The 17,110-nt window shown below is 53.3% G+C and carries 16 protein-coding genes and 2 tRNA genes; 4 read left to right on the top strand and 14 right to left on the bottom strand.

The features are described from left to right. Positions 1 to 46: 46 nt before the first annotated feature. The 13 genes from rpsO to rlmE form a co-directional block, all read right to left on the bottom strand. Positions 47 to 316: a 30S ribosomal protein S15 gene (gene rpsO / locus AC2A1E_RS18640; RefSeq protein WP_012004950.1), complete on the bottom strand. Its 270-nt coding sequence runs from the start codon at positions 314 to 316 to the stop codon at positions 47 to 49. 134 nt (positions 317 to 450) lie between these two features. Further along, a complete protein-coding gene (truB, locus tag AC2A1E_RS18635; protein WP_484384983.1) occupies positions 451 to 1,395 on the bottom strand; it encodes a tRNA pseudouridine(55) synthase TruB in 945 nt (314 codons plus the stop codon). Next, on the bottom strand, positions 1,395 to 1,805 hold the full coding sequence (gene rbfA / locus AC2A1E_RS18630) for a 30S ribosome-binding factor RbfA (RefSeq protein WP_484384982.1): 411 nt from the start codon (positions 1,803 to 1,805) through the stop codon (positions 1,395 to 1,397). Before rbfA ends, truB begins: the two co-directional genes overlap by 1 nt. Positions 1,806 to 1,874: 69 nt before the next feature. Then, entirely contained in the window at positions 1,875 to 4,562 is a 2,688-nt protein-coding gene (gene infB / locus AC2A1E_RS18625) for a translation initiation factor IF-2 (RefSeq protein WP_484384981.1), read from the bottom strand. 24 nt (positions 4,563 to 4,586) lie between these two features. Next, a complete protein-coding gene (gene nusA / locus AC2A1E_RS18620) occupies positions 4,587 to 6,095 on the bottom strand; it encodes a transcription termination factor NusA (RefSeq protein ID WP_484384980.1) in 1,509 nt (502 codons plus the stop codon). Between the two features lie 21 nt (positions 6,096 to 6,116). Further along, positions 6,117 to 6,569 (bottom strand): ribosome maturation factor RimP, encoded by a 453-nt coding sequence (rimP, locus tag AC2A1E_RS18615; RefSeq protein WP_459401026.1) that lies wholly within the window; start codon positions 6,567 to 6,569, stop codon positions 6,117 to 6,119. 217 nt (positions 6,570 to 6,786) lie between these two features. Continuing rightward, a tRNA-Met gene (locus tag AC2A1E_RS18610) sits at positions 6,787 to 6,863 on the bottom strand. Between the two features lie 60 nt (positions 6,864 to 6,923). Beyond that, positions 6,924 to 7,010: transfer RNA gene (locus AC2A1E_RS18605), tRNA-Leu, on the bottom strand. Positions 7,011 to 7,079: 69 nt separating this feature from the next. Next, on the bottom strand, positions 7,080 to 7,415 hold the full coding sequence (gene secG / locus AC2A1E_RS18600) for a preprotein translocase subunit SecG (protein WP_484384979.1): 336 nt from the start codon (positions 7,413 to 7,415) through the stop codon (positions 7,080 to 7,082). A gap of 247 nt (positions 7,416 to 7,662) precedes the next feature. Continuing rightward, positions 7,663 to 9,000, bottom strand: a complete 1,338-nt coding sequence (gene glmM / locus AC2A1E_RS18595) for a phosphoglucosamine mutase (RefSeq protein WP_459401024.1) — start codon at positions 8,998 to 9,000, stop codon at positions 7,663 to 7,665. A gap of 7 nt (positions 9,001 to 9,007) precedes the next feature. Beyond that, complete coding sequence (gene folP, locus AC2A1E_RS18590) at positions 9,008 to 9,841, bottom strand: dihydropteroate synthase (protein WP_484384978.1); 834 nt, start codon at positions 9,839 to 9,841, stop codon at positions 9,008 to 9,010. Between the two features lie 161 nt (positions 9,842 to 10,002). Then, positions 10,003 to 11,940 (bottom strand): ATP-dependent zinc metalloprotease FtsH, encoded by a 1,938-nt coding sequence (gene ftsH / locus AC2A1E_RS18585; protein WP_484384977.1) that lies wholly within the window; start codon positions 11,938 to 11,940, stop codon positions 10,003 to 10,005. 56 nt (positions 11,941 to 11,996) lie between these two features. Continuing rightward, a complete protein-coding gene (rlmE, locus tag AC2A1E_RS18580) occupies positions 11,997 to 12,626 on the bottom strand; it encodes a 23S rRNA (uridine(2552)-2'-O)-methyltransferase RlmE (RefSeq protein ID WP_459401021.1) in 630 nt (209 codons plus the stop codon). 144 nt (positions 12,627 to 12,770) lie between these two features. On the opposite strand from rlmE, the gene yhbY reads away from it, so the two are divergent. Then, positions 12,771 to 13,064 carry a ribosome assembly RNA-binding protein YhbY gene (yhbY, locus tag AC2A1E_RS18575; RefSeq protein WP_411753768.1) on the top strand — a complete coding sequence of 98 codons (294 nt, stop codon included), beginning with the start codon at positions 12,771 to 12,773 and terminating at the stop codon, positions 13,062 to 13,064. A 116-nt stretch (positions 13,065 to 13,180) separates the two neighbouring features. Here yhbY and greA read toward each other — a convergent pair whose 3' ends face one another. Further along, positions 13,181 to 13,657, bottom strand: a complete 477-nt coding sequence (gene greA / locus AC2A1E_RS18570; protein WP_459401019.1) for a transcription elongation factor GreA — start codon at positions 13,655 to 13,657, stop codon at positions 13,181 to 13,183. 257 nt (positions 13,658 to 13,914) lie between these two features. On the opposite strand from greA, the gene dacB reads away from it, so the two are divergent. The 3 genes from dacB to pmrB are packed head-to-tail and all read left to right on the top strand — an operon-like array spanning position 13,915 to position 17,084. Next, entirely contained in the window at positions 13,915 to 15,348 is a 1,434-nt protein-coding gene (dacB, locus tag AC2A1E_RS18565; RefSeq protein ID WP_459401018.1) for a serine-type D-Ala-D-Ala carboxypeptidase, read from the top strand. 12 nt (positions 15,349 to 15,360) lie between these two features. Further along, positions 15,361 to 16,023: a two-component system response regulator PmrA gene (gene pmrA / locus AC2A1E_RS18560; protein ID WP_484384976.1), complete on the top strand. Its 663-nt coding sequence runs from the start codon at positions 15,361 to 15,363 to the stop codon at positions 16,021 to 16,023. After that, the gene (gene pmrB, locus AC2A1E_RS18555) at positions 16,020 to 17,084 is read left to right on the top strand and encodes a two-component system sensor histidine kinase PmrB (RefSeq protein WP_484384975.1); all 1,065 of its coding nucleotides are present in this window, start codon (positions 16,020 to 16,022) and stop codon (positions 17,082 to 17,084) included. Before pmrA ends, pmrB begins: the two co-directional genes overlap by 4 nt. The last annotated feature ends 26 nt before the right edge of the window (positions 17,085 to 17,110 follow it).

The following is a 17,110-nucleotide window of genomic DNA, read 5'->3' as shown; positions in this document are numbered from 1 at the left end:
GAAGAAAGGGGCCAAATTAGGCCCCTTTCCACTGAAACTTGCTCGATTAGCGACGCAGACCCAGACGCTCGATCAGGCTGGTATAACGTGCTACATCTTTACGCTTCAGGTAGTCCAGCAGCTTACGACGCTGAGAAACCATACGCAGCAGACCACGACGGCTGTGGTGATCTTTTTTGTGCTCTGAGAAGTGGCCTTGCAGATGGTTGATTTGCGCAGTCAGCAGGGCAACCTGAACTTCGCTAGAACCACTGTCGTTAGTACCACGACCAAAATCAGCTACGATTTTAGCTTTAGCTTCAACACTTAGAGACATTGTCATACTCCAGATTATAGATAATAAATACGGGCGCCGATCTCTAATTCAGCAACCCAATGCATAAGCTGCGCCATTCTACTCTTATCCCTGCCATCCTTCAAGCGATCGGGGAGGTACGCAGGGCAAGGCGATCAGTCGAAATACTCAACTACCAGGCGCCGCGGCGCGACTCGCCCATCGTCAGCAATTTCGCCAATACCGATAAATTTACGCTCTGCACCTTCCGTGATGCGTACCAATCCTGAGGCTGGCGCGCCCGCAACCTGTACCGGCTGCCCCTGTTTGACGTAACCGGCCACCGCTGGTAGCAGATTCACTTCAGGGAAGTCTTCCGCCGGGCTGTCCATCGGCATCAACAGCGGATCGAGCAGTTCGCTTGCAGCGATCCCCTGCTCCTCGGCCTGTGCCACCAAGGCATGCAGCTGTTCCAATGTGACCATTCGAGCGATCGGATACTTCGCCACCTGCAAACGGCGCAGATAAATCACATGCGCACCACAACCCAGCAACTCGCCGAGATCGTCGGTGATGGTGCGGATGTAGGTACCTTTCGAACAGTGGATTTCCAGCTCCAACTCATCCCCTTCCCTGCGGATAAATTGCAGTTCGTAGACGGTGATGTTGCGCGCTTCACGCGGGACTTCGATCCCCTGGCGCGCATATTCATACAGCTTCTTACCCTGATATTTCAGCGCCGAATACATCGATGGGATCTGCTGGATGTTGCCGCGGAAGGTATCCAGTGCAGCATCTAGCTGAGCTTGCGTGAAGTTAACCAGCCGTTCCTGCACCACCTGCCCATCCGCATCCGACGTATCGGTACGCTGGCCCAAGCGGGCAATCACGCGGTAACGCTTGTCAGAATCGAGCAGATACTGTGAGAACTTGGTCGCCTCACCCAGGCAAATCGGCAGCATGCCGGTTGCCAGCGGATCGAGCGCACCGGTATGGCCCGCCCGATTGGCGTTGTAGAGACGTTTCACTTTCTGCAAGGCGTCGTTAGATGACAGGCCCTGCGGTTTATCCAGCAACAGTACGCCGTGGATATCACGGCCACGGCGGCGCGGGCGACTCATTAAGCCTCCTCGTCATCGCCTGATGCAGAACGACGTTCAGCATCACTTTTCACCACGTTGGTCACCAGGTTAGACATACGCATACCTTCAACCAGTGAGTTGTCGTAGGCGAACGTCAGTTCCGGCACCACACGCAGGCGCATGGCTTTGCCAAGCAGCGTACGGATATAACCGGAAGCGTCCTGCAACGCTTTAATGCCGTTGGTCACCAGGTTCGGATCGTGATTTTCGGTCAATACGTTCAGGAAGGTGACATACACTTTGGCGTACGCCAGATCGCGAGAAACTTCCACACCTGAAACGGTTGCCATACCGACACGCGGATCTTTGACTTCACGCTGCAAAATGATCGCGATCTCTTTTTGCATCTCTTGTGCCACGCGTTGACCGCGGCTGAATTCTTTTGCCATTTGAGTATCCTCCAGACAAATCGGGGGGCCATGAGGCCCCCCAGAACAAATTTAAGCATCATACGAAGCTTAAGCGATGGTGCGCTGGATCTCGATAATTTCGAACACTTCGATCATATCGCCAACGCGCACGTCGTTGTAGTTCTTAACGCCAATACCACATTCCATGCCGTTACGGACTTCGTTAACGTCATCTTTAAAGCGGCGCAAGGATTCCAGCTCGCCTTCGTAGATAACCACGTTGTCACGCAGAACACGGATTGGGTTGTGACGTTTAATCGTGCCTTCGGTAACCATACAGCCTGCAACAGCGCCAAACTTAGGTGATTTGAACACGTCACGCACTTCAGCCAGACCGATAATCTGCTGTTTGTACTCAGGCGCCAGCATACCGCTCATCGCCTGCTTCACTTCGTCGATCAGGTTATAGATCACGGAGTAGTAACGCAGATCCAAGCTTTCTGATTCGATCACGCGGCGCGCAGAGGCGTCGGCACGCACGTTGAAGCCCAGGATGATGGCGTTGGAAGCGGCGGCCAGAGTCGCGTCGGTTTCGGTGATGCCACCTACGCCGGAGCCAACAATCTTCACCTTCACTTCGTCGGTAGAGAGTTTCTGCAGCGAATCAGAAATCGCTTCACAAGTCCCCTGTACGTCAGTTTTCAGCACGATATTCAGTTCAGAAACTTCACCTTCGGTCATGTTGGCAAACATGTTTTCCAGTTTAGATTTCTGCTGACGCGCCAGTTTGACTTCACGGAACTTGCCTTGACGGTACAGCGCCACTTCACGCGCTTTCTTCTCGTCACGGACGACGGTCGCTTCATCACCTGCGGCAGGAACGCTGGACAGACCCAGGATCTCAACCGGGATAGAAGGACCCGCCGAAGTCACTTCGCGGCCCAATTCGTCACGCATCGCACGCACACGGCCATATTCGAAGCCACACAGCACGATATCGCCTTTGTTCAGCGTACCTTCCTGAACCAGCACGGTCGCCACTGGGCCACGGCCTTTATCCAGGAAGGACTCGATCACCACGCCGCTCGCCATACCGCTGCGAACCGCTTTCAGTTCGAGAACTTCAGCTTGCAGCAGAATAGCGTTCAGCAGCTCGTCGATACCGGTACCGGCTTTTGCCGATACGTGAACGAACTGTGCTTCACCGCCCCACTCTTCTGGCATAACGCCATACTGAGACAGCTCTTGCTTAACGCGATCCGGATCGGCTTCTGGCTTGTCGATTTTGTTAACCGCAACCACCAATGGCACTTTCGCTGCCTGAGCATGCTGAATAGCTTCGATGGTTTGTGGCATCACGCCGTCGTCGGCTGCAACCACCAGAACCACGATATCGGTCGCCTGAGCACCACGGGCACGCATAGAAGTAAAGGCTGCGTGGCCTGGGGTATCCAGGAAGGTGATCATACCGTTTTCGGTTTCTACGTGGTAAGCACCGATGTGCTGGGTAATACCGCCAGCTTCGCCCACTGCCACCTTGGTGGAGCGAATGTAGTCAAGCAGGGAGGTTTTACCGTGGTCAACGTGACCCATGATGGTTACAACCGGAGCACGAGACTCGGCTGCAGCACCGGTGTCACGGTCGCTCATCAGCGCTTCTTCCAGCTCGTTCTCACGACGCAGGATAACTTTGTGGCCCATCTCTTCGGCAACCAGCTGTGCGGTTTCCTGGTCGAGGACCTGGTTGATGGTCGCCATTGCGCCCAGCTTCATCATCGCTTTGATGACCTGAGAGCCTTTTACCGCCATCTTGTTAGCCAGTTCGGCAACGGTAAGGGTTTCGCCGATGATAACGTCACGGTTCACCACCTGAGCCGGCTTGTTAAAGCCCTGCTGCAGGGTGCTTGGCTTACGCTTGCCTTTACCACCGCGGGTTACGGCGCGAGCTTCTTCGCGGTCTGCTTTAGACTCGGAGAGCTTGTTGCCTTTCTTCTGCTTGGTCGCTTTGCCACCGCGAGTACGGCTGCGGCGCTCGCCTTCAACTTTAGCGTCGTTTTCGTCTTCGGCTGCACGAGCGTGCTGAGAGGTGGTCACGTGGTAGTCGGCTGTTTCAACCGCAGCGCTTGCTGCTTCAGCCTCAGCCCACTTCTCACCGTTCTCTTCGGCCATACGGCGCGCTTCTTCCGCTACGCGTTTGGCGTCTTCCTCAACCTTACGGCGCACTTCTTCTTCCGCTTTACGTTTCAGTTCAGCGGCTTCGGCTTCACGGCGTGCTTTTTCTGCCTGAGCTGGCTTGGTCATTTCGTCGGTACGTTGATTGGTCACTTTTTCTTTTTCCGCTGAATTACGCTTAGCAATCTCCGCGGCCTCACGTTTGGCTTGCTCTTCGGCTGTGCGCTTCGCTTCAGCTTCACGTTTCGCTAACTCTTCTGCTTCGCGCACTGCCTGCTCTTCCGCTTCACGCTGTGCCTGCTCTGCCGCTTCAGCCTGTTGAGCTTCTTGCGTATCGCGATTTACATAAGTGCGTTTCTTGCGGACCTCAATTTGCACCGATTTACTTTTACCGCCGGTGCTCGGAATATTCAAGGTGCTGCGCGTTTTGCGCTGCAACGTGAGTTTACCTGGTGCACTACCGTGTTCACGGTTCAAGTGCGCCAGCAAGGTTTCTTTCTCATGCTGGGTGACAGAGTCAGTTTCTGACTTGTTGATCCCAGCATCAGCAAACTGCTGTACCAGGCGATCAACTGGAGTCTGAATCTCTGCTGCCAGCGATTTTACGGTTACATCTGTCGTCATGCTGTTCCTTCCTGCTACAGTTTATTACGCGTTGTCGCCAAACCAACAGATATTACGGGCGGCCATAATCAGCTCGCCGGCCTGCTCATCGCTAAGCCCTTCAATATCAGCCAGATCGTCAACACCCTGCTCGGCAAGATCTTCCAGCGTACAAACCCCACGCGCGGCCAGTTTAAAGGCCATGCTGCGCTCAAGCCCTGAAAGGTTGAGTAAATCATCAGCAGGTTTTTGGTCGCCCAGGCTTTCTTCCTGAGCCAGAGCCAGCGTGGTCAATGCAGCTTTGGCGCGATCGCGCAACGCTTCAACGGTATCTTCATCCAGTCCGTCAATTTCCAGCAACTCTTTGATCGGTACATAGGCCAGCTCTTCTAACGTTGAGAAGCCCTCTTCGACCAAAACGGTGGCGAAATCTTCGTCAATAGCAAGATACTTGGTGAAGGTATCAATGGCGGCATGAGCCTCGGCCTGATGCTTGGCCTGCAGATCGTCCGCCGTCATCACGTTCAGTTCCCAGCGATCATCATCACGATGCTGTTTCAACAACTGGGAGGCTAAACGCACGTTTTGGCCATTACGGCCGATCGCCTGTGCCAGATTGCTGGCTTCAACGGCGATATCCATCGTGCACCGGTCTTCATCCACCACGATCGAGGCAACATCTGCCGGGGCCATGGCGTTAATGACGAACTGTGCAGGGTTATCATCCCAGAGGATGATATCAATACGTTCCCCGCCAAGCTCGCTCGAAACGGCCTGGACGCGGGCACCGCGCATACCGACGCAAGCACCGACCGGGTCGATACGCTTGTCGTTGGTTTTCACGGCAATTTTTGCACGGGAGCCAGGATCGCGGGCTGCCGCTTTAATCTCGATCACTTCTTCACCGATTTCCGGCACTTCGATGCGGAACAGCTCTTTCAGCATATCCGGGCTGGAACGGCTGACGAACAGTTGCGCACCACGCGCTTCTGGACGCACGGCGTAAAGCACACCGCGGATACGGTCGCCTGGGCGGAAGTTTTCGCGCGGCAGCATGTCTTCACGGCCAATTACGGCCTCGGCGTTGCTGCCCAGATCCAGCGCAATGCTGTCACGGTTAACCTTTTTCACCACGCCGGTGACGATCTCACCTTCGTGCTCACGGAAAGCATCAACCACCATCGCACGTTCAGCTTCACGCACTTTCTGTACGATAACCTGCTTCGCGGTCTGGGTAGTGATACGGTCAAAGGTGACGGATTCGATCTGATCTTCGATATAACCACCCAATTCCATGGATGGATCTTCATACTGCGCCGCTTCCAGCGTGATTTCACGCGTTGGCTGAGTCACTTCATCAACGGCGACCCAACGGCGGAAGGTATCGAAATCGCCGGTTTTACGGTCAATGCTGACACGTACGTCGATTTCCTGCTCATACTTTTTCTTGGTTGCGGTGGCTAATGCGGTTTCCAGCGCTTCAAAAATCTTCTCACGCGGAAGGGATTTTTCATTGGAAACAGCTTCAACAACAGCCAGAATCTCTTTGTTCATCCTAGTTGCCTCATCCAAACTTTAAAAGTGGGGTACCAGGTTCGCTTTCTGAATGTTGCTCAGCGCGAACACTTCATCTTTCCCTTCCACAGTAACCGTGATCATCTCGCCTTCGACGGATTTGATGATGCCCTGCCATTTGCGGCGGTTTTGTATCGCCATACGCAGAACAACGCTGACTTCTTCACCGATAAAACGCTGATAGTGTTCTGCGGTGAACATAGGACGTTCAAGGCCAGGAGAGGAGACTTCCAAGTTGTAAGCGACCGTGATCGGATCTTCGACGTCCAATACAGCGCTGACCTGGTGGCTGACATCAGCGCAATCATCAACATTGATTCCATTCTCACTGTCAATATAGATGCGTAGCGTCGATTGGCGCGCCCGAATAAATTCGATACCTACGAGCTCAAAGCCCAACGCCTCTACCGGTGCGGAAATCATCTCTGTTAACTTTTGCTCTAATGTGGACAAGCCCACCCCCAAGACATAAAAAAAGGGCTTAATAGCCCAGTGATTCTGTTGCCAAATAACAAAAAACCCCGAAAATTCGGGGCTTTATGCAACTGGACCCTGTTTGCCGCAAAGCGGCTTCGGTGCAACTTTCTAACAAGTGTCATTTTCAAATGTTGTTCGAGAAAAGCGGATTTCAATCGAAAAGTGTATTTGAAAATAAACACTTAAAGGAAAGTGGTTGCGGGGGCCGGATTTGAACCGACGACCTTCGGGTTATGAGCCCGACGAGCTACCAGGCTGCTCCACCCCGCGTCCGAAAACGTGGCAAATATTACGCCGATAATCGCAAAAAAGCAAGTTATCTCTGGGATTTGGTACCGAGGATGGGACTCGAACCCACAAGCCCGTTAGGGCACTACCACCTCAAGGTAGCGTGTCTACCAATTCCACCACCTCGGTACAGATTCTTACTGCTAACGGCTGTTTTTACTCTTAAGCACCAACAACCGTTTTCAAACTTTTTACTGCTTAGCGCGGGATATCGCTGCTCGGCTTGGCTGGTTCTGCCGGTGAGGTAGTCTGCTCAGTTTTCACTGGCTGACCCAGGTTTTCCCACTCGTTGCCTTTCTGGTTCTTATTGCTGCTCAGGTTACCCAAAATCAGACTGATGACGAAAAACAAGGTCGCCAAAACAGCCGTCATGCGGGTCATAAAGTTGCCTGAACCAGTCGATCCGAACAATGTGCCAGAAGCACCTGCTCCGAATGAGGCTCCCATATCAGCGCCTTTGCCTTGCTGCAACATAATCAGACCCACTAGCCCGATCGAAATCAGCAAGAAAATTACCAGAAGAGCTTCGTACATAGTTGTACCTGTATCCTTGCGGGTTCACCGCGTGCCAAATGCTTCTCACCCCAGATGCTTCTATAACGAAGTCGCGGCGTGTCATTAAACAGCCCACTGAAGCGGGTGTGAATACTAACCAAAGCCGTCAGGCCACGCAAGGGCAATTTGCTGCCACTGATGCGTTTGCAGAAAAAAACATCAAAAACCGACGTAATTTGTGAGCTACGCAGGCTCCTTAAAACGGAGCCTGCGTGAAAACAACGTGTTAGCCTGCCAGTTTCACCGCATCGGCAATACGATGCGCCAGCATTTCAACCTGTTTTTCGTCTTCACCTTCCACCATGACGCGGATTAACGGCTCAGTGCCCGATTTGCGCAACAGAACGCGGCCATGGCCAGCCAGTTCGGCCTCTACCTGCGCCGTCACTGCGCGTACGGCTTCAGATTCCAGTGGGTTATGCTCACCAACAAAACGCACGTTAACCAGAATCTGCGGCAGCAACTTCATGCCGCTGCACAGATCGTGCAGGCTCATGCTATTGCGCACCATGGCCGTCAATACCTGCAAGCCGGCCACAATGCCGTCACCGGTGGTGGTTTTATCCAACAGAATGACGTGGCCAGAGTTTTCCGCACCAATACGCCAGCCCAGCTCTTGCAGTTTTTCCAGCACATAGCGATCTCCAACCTTGGCCCGTGCGAAGGGGATACCCAACTGCTTCAGCGCCAGTTCCAGACCCATGTTGCTCATCAACGTACCCACGGCACCACCGCGCAACTGGCCTTGACGCAAACCTTCACGGGCAATGATGTAGAGGATCTGGTCACCATCCACTTTGTTACCCAGGTGATCCACCATCATCAAGCGGTCGCCATCACCATCGAAGGCCAAGCCAACATGTGCCTGCTCTTCCAGCACCCGCGCCTGCAGTTGACGCACATCGGTAGCACCACACTCTTCGTTGATGTTCATACCGTCCGGCTCGCAGCCGATGGCAATCACCGTCGCACCCAGCTCACGCAGTACGCTTGGTGCGATGTGGTAGGTTGCGCCGTTTGCGCAATCCACCACAATTTTCAGGCCATTCAGGCTCAATTCGCTTGGGAAGGTGCCTTTACAGAACTCGATATAGCGCCCGGCAGCATCGACAATGCGGCTGGCTTTACCCAGTTCGGCTGACTCAACGCAGGTCAGCGGTTTTTCCATTTCAGCTTCAATGGCTTCTTCCACCTCATCCGGCAATTTAGCGCCATCGATAGAGAAGAATTTGATGCCGTTATCGTAGAACGGGTTATGTGAGGCCGAGATCACGATCCCGGCTTCCGCACGGAAGGTTCGGGTCAGATAGGCCACGGCAGGAGTGGGCATCGGGCCGGTAAAGGATGCGGAAAGCCCCGCTGCTGCCAGCCCGGCCTCCAGCGCCGACTCCAGCATATAGCCGGAAATGCGGGTGTCTTTGCCGATGATAATTTTACGCGAGCCATGACGTGCCAGTACCTTACCGGCGGCCCAGCCGAGTTTAAGGACAAACTCCGGGGTGATCGGGCTGTCGCCGACTTTGCCACGAATACCATCGGTACCAAAATATTTGCGCTCGCTCATGTCTCTACTATCCCTTAGCTGAAAGTGTTGCCTCGACGACACGCATCGCCTCGACGGTTTCTTTAACATCATGCACTCTGACAATCTGCGCCCCTTGCATTGCGGCAATCACCGCACAGGCAACGCTGCCAATGACCCGTTGTTCGGGTGGCACATTCAACAGTTGTCCAATCATCGATTTGCGCGACATTCCCACCAACAAAGGCAAACCAAAATGATGAAATTCCGACAGCCGGGCCAGAAGCTGATAATTATGCGCCAAATTCTTACCGAAACCGAAGCCCGGGTCGAGCAACAATTTCTGTTTTGCTATTCCGCCTGCCATGCAGCGGTCAATATGATGCTGGAAAAACGCATTTACATCGCCAATCAGATCGTCGTAATGCGGTGCCTGCTGCATGGTACGCGGCTCACCCTGCATATGCATCAGACAGACCGGTAGACCACTTTCGGCGGCGGCTTCCAGCGCTCCAGGCTCCTGCAGCGAACGAACGTCGTTAATCAGGTGCGCACCGGCGCGGGCAGATTCGCGGATCACCGCGGCTTTCGAGGTATCTACCGAAATAAAAACCTCAAACCGCTGGGCAAGTGCTTCTACCACTGGCACCACACGGGCAAGCTCTTCCTCTTCGCTAACGTCGGCGGCGCCAGGACGGGTCGATTCACCGCCCACGTCAATCATCGTCGCACCGGCAGAGATCAGCGCATGAGCATGCAACAAGGCGTCATGCAGTGAATTATGTCGGCCGCCATCGGAAAAGGAGTCTGGAGTGACGTTAAGGATCCCCATCACCTGCGGATGATTGAGATCAAAAATCTGGTCGCGCACGGTTAACTGCATAATTAATTCACCTTAATGTTGCCTGCCGGGAGTTTACGTTGAACGTTGCAGGCAACGGCCCAACCCTACTGTGTCAGCGGGCAACAACGCGGCAATTTCAAATATGACGGGTACAAAAAACCCCGGACTTAGCCGGGGTCGATTTTATTACACAGCCGACGTTATTTGTCGAGCTGTTGCTGTTCAGACATTGAGTTGTCTGGGTTTGGCGTCTGCGGCTCATCAACCGGCGTCGGTGCTTTTGGCGCGCCACCGTTGTCGGAGCTGTTATTCTTCGCAGCATCGTCCCAACCTGCTGGCGGACGTACTTCACGGCGGTTCATCAAATCATCAACCTGTGGCGCATCAATCGTTTCGTACTTCATCAACGCGTCTTTCATGGCATGCATGATGTCCATGTTTTCGGCCAGCAACTGCCGGGAGCGTTGATAGTTACGTTCAATTAATGCCTTAACTTCCTGGTCAATAATCCGCGCGGTTTCGTCTGACATGTGCTTGGTTTTGGAAACTGAACGCCCCAAGAAGACTTCGCCTTCTTCTTCTGCGTAAAGCAACGGCCCCAGTTTTTCCGAGAACCCCCATTGGGTCACCATGTTACGGGCAATGGTTGTTGCCTGTTTGATGTCCTGAGAAGCACCGGTGGAGACGTTATCCACACCATAGATCAACTCTTCAGCCAGACGGCCACCGTAAGCCACGGAGATCATGCTTTCCAGTTTCTGACGGCTGTAGCTGATGCTATCCCCTTCCGGCAGGAAGAAGGTCACACCGAGCGCACGGCCACGAGGAATAATCGTGACTTTATGCACCGGGTCATGCTCAGGCACCAGACGACCAATGATCGCATGGCCCGCTTCGTGATACGCGGTGGATTCTTTCTGCGCTTCGGTCATCACCATGGAGCGACGTTCCGCACCCATCATGATTTTATCTTTGGCTTTTTCGAACTCAACCATCGACACCACGCGCTTGCTGCCACGCGCTGCAAACAGTGCCGCTTCGTTAACCAGGTTGGCCAAGTCAGCACCGGAGAAGCCTGGAGTACCACGCGCAATCACAGAGGCATCAATATCCGCAGCCAATGGCACACGGCGCATATGCACCTTCAGGATCTGCTCGCGGCCACGTACGTCTGGCAAGCCCACCACCACCTGACGGTCAAAACGACCTGGACGCAGCAACGCAGGGTCAAGTACGTCAGGGCGGTTAGTTGCCGCAATCACGATAATGCCTTCGTTACCTTCAAAGCCGTCCATTTCGACCAGCATCTGGTTCAGCGTTTGTTCACGTTCATCGTGACCACCGCCAAGACCTGCGCCACGCTGGCGGCCTACGGCATCGATTTCATCGATAAAGATGATGCACGGTGCCGCTTTTTTAGCCTGCTCGAACATGTCACGTACGCGGGAAGCCCCCACGCCGACGAACATTTCGACGAAATCAGAACCGGAAATGGTGAAGAACGGCACTTTAGCCTCACCGGCGATCGCTTTCGCCAGCAGGGTTTTACCGGTACCTGGAGGGCCTACCATCAGCACGCCTTTCGGGATCTTACCGCCCAGTTTCTGGAAACGGCTCGGTTCACGCAGGTAATCCACCAGTTCGCTAACCTCTTCTTTTGCTTCGTCACAACCCGCGACATCAGCAAAAGTGGTTTTAATCTGGTCTTCCGTCAGCATACGGGCCTTGCTCTTGCCAAAGGACATCGCACCCTTGCCACCGCCGCCCTGCATTTGCCGCATAAAGAAGATCCAGACCCCAATCAGCAACAGCATCGGGAACCAGGAAATAAAGATCGAAGCCAGCAAACTCGGTTCTTCCGGTGGTTCACCGACAACTTTGACATTCTTGGTTAACAACGTATCCAGCAGTTTCGGATCGTTGACAGGGATGTAGGTCGTGTATTTGTTACTGTCTTTACGAATAACATTGATTTCACGTCCATTAATTCGTGCTTCACGAATCTGATCTTGGGTCAGTTCGGACATGAAGGTAGTGTAATCCACCCTACGGCCATTAGACTCGCTGGGCCCAAAGCTCTGGAATACAGACATCAATACTACCGCGATGACTAACCAGAGAATTAGGTTTTTCGCCATGTCACTCAAGGGATTAACCTCATATTACAACTGTGTTAACAAACAGCGTTAGGGTACTACAGTTTCCGCCCTGTCGCTACAATGTACACTTCACGCGAACGTGCGCGGGAAGCGTCTGGCTTACGAATCTTAACCTTCGTAAACAGGGAGCGAATTTCCCGTAGGTACTCGTCAAAACCATCTCCCTGGAACACCTTCACCAGGAAACTACCACCTGGAGCGAGGACATCACGACACATTTCCAGTGCTAACTCCACCAGATACATCGATTTCGGGATATCGACCGCCGGGGTGCCACTCATATTCGGCGCCATGTCAGACATGACAACCTGAACCTTACTTTCACCTACACGTTCCAACAGCGCTTTGAGCACCAGTTCATCACGAAAGTCGCCCTGAAGGAAATCGACACCAACAATAGGATCCATTGGCAAAATATCACAGGCAATGACACGCCCGTTACCACCAATCTGAGTGACGACATATTGCGACCACCCACCCGGTGCAGCACCCAAATCGACTACCGTCATGCCCGGCTTAAACAGTTTGTCACTTTGCTGTATTTCATCAAGTTTAAACCAGGCGCGAGAACGCAGCCCTTTTTTCTGCGCCTGAAGTACATATTTATCGCTAAAGTGTTCTTGTAGCCAGCGACTGGAGCTAGCCGAACGCTTTTTATTAGCCATCTCGTTTTCCAACTATCCTAAAAGAGAGTCTTATGTCAGGTTCGCTGCTCACGTAGACGCCATTCGGTGCAGACCGATTTGGTGATATACATGAGATGGCGGTAGAATGACCCGTTTTCAATCCCAACTTAAGCAAAAAAGACAATGAATCTGAATAATAAACAAAAACAGCACCTGAAAGGCCTGGCGCATCCGTTAAAACCGGTTGTCATGCTGGGTAATAACGGTCTCACCGAAGGGGTGCTGGCTGAAATTGAACAGGCCCTGGAGCATCATGAGCTGATCAAAGTAAAAATTGCTGCCGAAGATCGCGAGACTAAAACCTTGATCGCCGACGCTATTGTGCGTGAAACGGGTGCCTGCAATGTGCAAGTGATCGGCAGTACGCTTATTCTTTACCGCCCATCGAAAGAGCGCAAGATCACTTTGCCGCGCTAATCCACCGTCCGTTTGACGGAAAAGGTGCCATGCACCGAGTTCAGATAAAAGGCCGCTTGCGGCCTTTTTCCTTTCTTTACAAAACACTGCTGAATATCTGACCAATTGTTTCAGGATTACAGATATTCAACCTTCAGAATTTCATATTCGACATCGCCGCCCGGCGTTTTGATGACGACAACGTCATCCTGCTCTTTGCCGATCAAACCGCGCGCCATCGGTGAATTGACTGAAATAAGATTCTTTTTAAAGTCAGCCTCATCATCACCCACAATACGGTACGTGACTTCGTCTTCAGTTTCCAGGTTCATTATCGATACGGTAGAGCCAAAAATTACGCGGCCAGTATTCGGCATTTTGGTGATGTCGATCACCTGTGCGTTAGACAGTTTGGCTTCAATTTCCTGGATGCGACCTTCGCAGAATCCTTGCTGCTCACGGGCGGCATGGTATTCAGCGTTTTCTTTCAAATCGCCATGCTCACGCGCATCCGCGATATCTGAAATGATTTTCGGACGGCGCACGCCTTTCAGATATTCAAGTTCTTCACGCAGTTGCTCTGCGCCAAATAAAGTCATCGGAATCTGTTTCATCGTTTCAATACCTCTAAATCTTTCCTGTTCAAATAGCCGTCATCCTGACGTGTTCGTATGAAAATACGGCAGGCGTTGCGCCTTCCGTCTCCAGGCGATAAACAAAAGAAACCTGACTCGGAATTTTCTCCCAAGTCGGGATCGATTTTGCATTTTGAGATGCATTTTAGCCTAGAGTTCCTTAAGGGTCATCGTTTACTTTCTCCCTGAATGCACCGTAGTATGGCAACACGTTATCCAGCTGTTACCCCGAGATTATGCGTTTTTCACGAATTGTCAGTGCATTGGCCTGTGCATTTGTTCTTAATGCAAATGCGGCCCCGGTCGAAGATTACACACAATATTTGCCTGATGGGGCCAACCTTGCCCTGATAGTTCAGAAGATTGGTGCCTCTGCGCCAACGATCGACTATCACTCACAGCAAATGGCATTACCGGCCAGTACTCAGAAAGTGCTGACAGCGCTGGCAGCGTTGTTACAGCTCGGGCCTGACTACCGTTTTACCACTACCTTGGAAAGCCAGGGCAACATCACGGATGGCGTGTTGCGCGGTAACCTTATCGCTCGTTTCAGTGGGGATCCGACCTTCAAGCGCCAGAGCCTGCGCAATATGGTGGCGGTGCTGAAAAAGCAGGGAGTGAGTGAAATTAGCGGCGATGTTCTGGTCGATACATCGGTATTTGCCAGCCACGATAAAGCCCCCGGCTGGCCGTGGAACGATATGACCCAATGCTTCAGCGCCCCGCCGGCAGCAGCAATTGTCGATCGCAACTGCTTCTCGGTATCGCTTTACAGCGCGCCGAACCCCGGCGAAATGGCCTTTATCCGCGTTGCTTCTTTCTATCCGGTTAATATGTTCAGCCAAGTGAGAACGTTGGCGAAGGGTTCTGCGGACGCACAATACTGCGAGTTGGACGTGGTGCCGGGTGAGTTGAACCGCTTTACGCTGACCGGATGCCTGACACAGCGCAGCGAACCGCTACCGCTGGCCTTTGCCATTCAGGACGGAGCCAGTTACGCCGGTGCGATCCTGAAAGATGAACTGACGCAGGCGGGGATCAAGATAGGTGGCCATCTCAAACGCCAGACCCTACCCGGCATGACCGGTACGGTGATTGCCCAGACACAGTCTGCACCGCTGCATGAATTACTGAAAATCATGCTGAAAAAATCCGACAACATGATCGCCGATAGCGTATTCCGCACCATTGGGCACGAGCGTTTCGGCGTTCCCGGCACCTGGCGTGCCGGTGCTGATGCCGTACGCCAGGTGTTACGCCAGAAAGCCGGGGTAGATTTAGGCAATAATATTGTGGTCGATGGGTCGGGCCTGTCGCGCCACAATCTGCTGACACCGGCTACCATGATGCAGGCACTGCAATATATCGCCCAACACGACAATGAGTTGAATTTCATCTCGATGCTGCCGCTGTCCGGCTACGACGGCACCCTGCGCTATCGCGGTGGCCTGCATGAAGCGGGCGTCGATGGCAAAGTTTCTGCCAAAACCGGTGCTCTGCAAGGGGTGTATAATCTGGCAGGCTTTATTACCACCGCCAGCGGCCAACGTTATGCCTTTGTGCAATTCTTATCGGGTTACGCGGTGCCACCGGAAGATCAGAAGCAACGCCGCGCTCCGTTAGTCCGTTTTGAAAGCAGATTGTATCGCGATATTTATCAGAACAATTGAGGATCAATCAGCATGAAACTATTGATTGTTGAAGACGATGAATTGTTGCAGCAAGGCTTGGCATTGGCGTTGTCCCAAGAAGGCTATGCCTGTGACTGCGCTGCCACGGCGGCCGAAGCCAACAGCCTGCTCGTCACCAGTCAGTACAGCATGGTGATCCTGGATCTTGGTCTGCCGGATCTCGACGGTGCCAGCCTGTTGCGCCAGTGGCGCCGTCTGCAGATCGGCATCCCGGTGCTGATTCTGACCGCGCGCGATGCTCTGGAAGATCGCGTTGACGGCCTGGATGCCGGTGCCGATGATTATCTGATCAAACCCTTTGCCTTGGTTGAGCTGCAAGCCAGGGTACGGGCGCTGCTCCGCCGTTATCAGGGCCACAGCGATAACCTGCTGCAACAGGACGATCTGACGCTGAATCTCTCCAGCCAACAGGTGTATTTGCAGCAACAATCGGTCGATATCACGCCAAAAGAGTTTGCCATCCTGTCACGCCTGATGATGCGCGCGGGTCAGACCGTCAATCGCGAATTGCTGCAACAGGATCTCTATACCTGGAATGACGATCTGGGATCGAACACCCTAGAAGTTCACGTCCATAACCTGCGCCGCAAACTGGGTAAAGATCGCATCCGCACCGTACGCGGCATTGGCTACCGTCTGGAACCCGCATCATGATCAGTATGCGCCGCCGTCTGTTGCTGATGCTAGCGCTGATCCTTCTGGTCACCCAGCTTATCAGTGCGTTCTGGCTCTGGCATGAGAGCCAGGAGCAAATCAGCTTTCTGGTGGATGAAACCCTGTCCGCCAAAATGCGCAATGAACGGGTGAATACCGAAATTACCGAGGCTATCGCCTCATTGCTTGCCCCGTCGCTGATCATGATGATCGTGACTCTGCTGGCCTCTTTCTGGGCCATCAGTTGGATTACCCGCCCGCTTAATCAGTTGCAGGAGCGGTTGGAAAAGCGCTCCGCAGATAACCTGACGCCGTTACCCGTGAGTAACAGCAGTCTGGAAATGGTTGCAGTGACCAGCACGCTGAATCAACTGTTTTCACGCCTCGATCATACCATCCAGCAAGAACGCCTGTTTACCGCCGACGCCGCCCATGAGCTGCGCACGCCGCTGGCCGGTATCCGTTTGCATCTGGAGTTGATGGAGCAGCAAGGGATTAAAGAAAGCAAGATACTGATTGCCCGCATTGATCAGTTGATGCACGTCGTTGAGCAATTACTGATGCTGTCGCGCGCCGGGCAGAATTTTGCCAGTGGTCATTATCAGCAATTTGACTGGGTAAGCCACGTTATCCAACCGCTAAAGGAAGAGTTGGAAGAGCTGGCGGCTCAACGCGGGCAAATATTGCTCTGGCAGTTGCCTGTGCAAGCCGTGACCCATGGCGATCCGGTCTTGCTGCGCCTGATGCTGCGTAATCTGGTGGAGAATGCCCACCGCTATAGTCCGGAAAATAGCACCATTCATGTGCAGCTCACTCCACAAGATCGCGGGCAGCGCTTGCAGGTGCTGGATGAAGGACCAGGCATTAAGCAAGAGCAGGCGGGAGAGCTGACGCAGGCATTTCGCCGAATGGATCAACGTTACGGCGGCAGCGGGCTTGGGCTGAATATTGTGATCCGTATTGCACAGTTGCATCGCGGCTGGCTGCGGCTTGAAAACCGGGCCGATGCCAGTGGTCTGAACGCACAGTGCTGGATACCCGACAACGTGCTGAATCCATGAAAAAGGCCCAGCATCGCTGTAATGCT

This window comes from Serratia sp. HNCC26DJ206, from assembly GCF_057180605.1.
Note: the sequence above shows the minus strand (reverse complement) of the source record. Positions and strands in the feature narration are given on the sequence as shown.

Bases quoted from the DNA above. Each gene is read 5' to 3' on its own strand.
- rpsO (WP_012004950.1), bottom strand. From the start codon at position 316: ATGTCTCTAAGTGTTGAAGCTAAAGCTAAAATCGTAGCTGATTTTGGT.
- truB (WP_484384983.1), bottom strand. From the start codon at position 1,395: ATGAGTCGCCCGCGCCGCCGTGGCCGTGATATCCACGGCGTACTGTTG.
- rbfA (WP_484384982.1), bottom strand. From the start codon at position 1,805: ATGGCAAAAGAATTCAGCCGCGGTCAACGCGTGGCACAAGAGATGCAA.
- infB (WP_484384981.1), bottom strand. From the start codon at position 4,562: ATGACGACAGATGTAACCGTAAAATCGCTGGCAGCAGAGATTCAGACT.
- nusA (WP_484384980.1), bottom strand. From the start codon at position 6,095: ATGAACAAAGAGATTCTGGCTGTTGTTGAAGCTGTTTCCAATGAAAAA.
- secG (WP_484384979.1), bottom strand. From the start codon at position 7,415: ATGTACGAAGCTCTTCTGGTAATTTTCTTGCTGATTTCGATCGGGCTA.
- glmM (WP_459401024.1), bottom strand. From the start codon at position 9,000: ATGAGCGAGCGCAAATATTTTGGTACCGATGGTATTCGTGGCAAAGTC.
- folP (WP_484384978.1), bottom strand. From the start codon at position 9,841: ATGCAGTTAACCGTGCGCGACCAGATTTTTGATCTCAATCATCCGCAG.
- ftsH (WP_484384977.1), bottom strand. From the start codon at position 11,940: ATGGCGAAAAACCTAATTCTCTGGTTAGTCATCGCGGTAGTATTGATG.
- rlmE (WP_459401021.1), bottom strand. From the start codon at position 12,626: ATGGCTAATAAAAAGCGTTCGGCTAGCTCCAGTCGCTGGCTACAAGAA.
- yhbY (WP_411753768.1), top strand. From the start codon at position 12,771: ATGAATCTGAATAATAAACAAAAACAGCACCTGAAAGGCCTGGCGCAT.
- greA (WP_459401019.1), bottom strand. From the start codon at position 13,657: ATGAAACAGATTCCGATGACTTTATTTGGCGCAGAGCAACTGCGTGAA.
- dacB (WP_459401018.1), top strand. From the start codon at position 13,915: ATGCGTTTTTCACGAATTGTCAGTGCATTGGCCTGTGCATTTGTTCTT.
- pmrA (WP_484384976.1), top strand. From the start codon at position 15,361: ATGAAACTATTGATTGTTGAAGACGATGAATTGTTGCAGCAAGGCTTG.
- pmrB (WP_484384975.1), top strand. From the start codon at position 16,020: ATGATCAGTATGCGCCGCCGTCTGTTGCTGATGCTAGCGCTGATCCTT.